A 3015-nucleotide genomic window follows, 5' to 3' on the forward strand; every position below is an offset into this window, starting at 1 on the left:
ACTGGGTTTACAGCAAAGATATTCACATTACGGCATAACGCGCGAGGTGAGAGACCTCGCATAAGCAGTTGCTTGGGTTCTTGGCTTGAGATCTAGCGATAGATATCAAAGTTATAGGGTCAAGTGACTAAGAGCATGTGGTGGATGCCTTGGCGATGATAGGCGACGAAAGACGTGATAGCCTGCGATAAGCTTCGGGGAGTTGGCAAATAAACTTTGATCCGGAGATTTCTGAATGGGGGAACCCACCTAGCAATAGGTATCACTGAGTGAATACATAGCGCAGTGAAGCGAACCTGGAGAACTGAAACATCTAAGTACCCAGAGGAAAAGACATCAACCGAGATTCCGATAGTAGTGGCGAGCGAATTCGGAAGAGCCTTGCAGTGATAGTCAGTGTGTTAACAAAACGGAATGGAAAGTCCGGCCATAGTGGGTGATAGCCCCGTATGTGAAAACGCATTGGTGGTACTAGGCTGCAGACAAGTAGGGCGGGGCACGAGAAACCCTGTCTGAATATGGGGGGACCATCCTCCAAGGCTAAATACTCATCATCGACCGATAGTGAACAAGTACCGTGAGGGAAAGGCGAAAAGAACCCCGGGAGGGGAGTGAAATAGATCCTGAAACCGCATGCTTACAAAAAGTCGGAGCCCTTAGGGGTGACGGCGTACCTTTTGTATAATGGGTCAGCGACTTACATTCAGTGGCAAGCTTAACCGAATAGGGAAGGCGCAGAGAAATCGAGTCCGAATAGGGCGACAAGTCGCTGGGTGTAGACCCGAAACCAAGTGATCTATCCATGGCCAGGATGAAGGTGCCGTAACAGGTACTGGAGGTCCGAACCCACTAGTGTTGCAAAACTAGGGGATGAGCTGTGGATAGGGGTGAAAGGCTAAACAAACTTGGAAATAGCTGGTTCTCTCCGAAAACTATTTAGGTAGTGCCTCAAGTATTACCTGCGGGGGTAGAGCACTGTTTAGGCTAGGGGGTCATGGCGACTTACCAAACCTATGCAAACTCCGAATACCGCAGAGTACAGCTTGGGAGACAGAGCACCGGGTGCTAACGTCCGGACTCAAGAGGGAAACAACCCAGACCGCCAGCTAAGGTCCCTAAAACGGGCTAAGTGGGAAACGAAGTGGGAAGGCTAAAACAGTCAGGATGTTGGCTTAGAAGCAGCCATCATTTAAAGAAAGCGTAATAGCTCACTGATCGAGTCGTCCTGCGCGGAAGATGTAACGGGGCTAAGCCAGTTACCGAAGCTGCGGATGCACAGTTTTACTGTGCGTGGTAGGAGAGCGTTCTGTAAGCCTGTGAAGGTGTCTGGTAACGGATGCTGGAGGTATCAGAAGTGCGAATGCTGACATGAGTAGCGTTAAAGCGGGTGAAAAGCCCGCTCGCCGTAAGCGCAAGGTTTTCTACGCAACGTTCATCGGCGTAGAGTAAGTCGGCCCCTAAGGTGAGGCAGAGATGCGTAACTGATGGGAAACGGGTCAATATTCCCGTACCGATGTGTAGTGCGATGTGGGGACGAAGAAGGTTAGCTCAGCCAACTGTTGGATATGTTGGTTCAAGCCTGTAGTCGTGCTCGGTAGGCAAATCCGCCGGGCTAAGATGAGGGGTGATAACGGGTCTGCTTGCAGACGAAGTGAGTGATACCCAGCTTCCAGGAAAAGCCACTAAGCTTCAGCTACACACGACCGTACCGCAAACCGACACTGGTGCGCGAGATGAGTATTCTAAGGCGCTTGAGAGAACTCAGGAGAAGGAACTCGGCAAATTGACACCGTAACTTCGGGAGAAGGTGTGCCCCAAGTAAGTGAAGTTGTACAAACGGAGCTAAACGGGGTTGCAAAGAATAGGTGGCTGCGACTGTTTAATAAAAACACAGCACTCTGCAAACACGAAAGTGGACGTATAGGGTGTGACGCCTGCCCGGTGCTGGAAGATTAAATGATGGGGTGCAAGCTCTTGATTGAAGTCCCAGTAAACGGCGGCCGTAACTATAACGGTCCTAAGGTAGCGAAATTCCTTGTCGGGTAAGTTCCGACCTGCACGAATGGCGTAACGATGGCCACACTGTCTCCTCCTGAGACTCAGCGAAGTTGAAATGTTTGTGATGATGCAATCTCCCCGCGGAAAGACGGAAAGACCCCATGAACCTTTACTGTAGCTTTGTATTGGACTTTGAACAGATCTGTGTAGGATAGGTGGGAGGCTTTGAAGTGAGGATGCTAGTTCTCATGGAGCCAACGTTGAAATACCACCCTGGTGTGTTTGAGGTTCTAACCTTGGTCCATGATCTGGATCGGGGACAGTGCATGGTAGGCAGTTTGACTGGGGCGGTCTCCTCCCAAAGCGTAACGGAGGAGTTCGAAGGTACGCTAGTTACGGTCGGACATCGTGACGATAGTGCAATGGCATAAGCGTGCTTAACTGCGAGACTGACAAGTCGAGCAGATGCGAAAGCAGGACATAGTGATCCGGTGGTTCTGTATGGAAGGGCCATCGCTCAACGGATAAAAGGTACTCTGGGGATAACAGGCTGATACCGCCCAAGAGTTCATATCGACGGCGGTGTTTGGCACCTCGATGTCGGCTCATCTCATCCTGGGGCTGTAGTCGGTCCCAAGGGTATGGCTGTTCGCCATTTAAAGAGGTACGTGAGCTGGGTTTAAAACGTCGTGAGACAGTTTGGTCCCTATCTTCCGTGGGCGCTGCAGATTTGAGGAAGCCTGCTCCTAGTACGAGAGGACCGGAGTGGACACACCTCTGGTGTATCGGTTGTCACGCCAGTGGCATTGCCGAGTAGCTATGTGTGGAAGAGATAACCGCTGAAAGCATCTAAGCGGGAAACTCGTTCCAAGATGAGATCTGCCGGGGGCTTGACCCCCCTGAAGAGTCGTTCTAGACCAGGACGTTGATAGGTTGGGTGTGGAAGCGCAGCAATGCGTTAAGCTAACCAATACTAATTGCTCGTGCGGCTTGACCCTATAACTTTGATCGGCCCCT

Annotated in this window: 1 rRNA gene; it reads left to right on the forward strand. The window is 51.1% G+C overall.

From position 1 onward, the window contains the following. Positions 1 to 117: 117 nt before the first annotated feature. Positions 118 to 2996: ribosomal RNA gene (locus tag ACCQ08_RS25925) — 23S ribosomal RNA — on the forward strand. Positions 2997 to 3015: the final 19 nt, after the last annotated feature.

The sequence above is a fragment of the Comamonas sp. SY3 genome (assembly GCF_041730275.1).
In the GTDB taxonomy this organism is placed as follows: Bacteria; Pseudomonadota; Gammaproteobacteria; order Burkholderiales; family Burkholderiaceae_C; genus Comamonas; species Comamonas sediminis.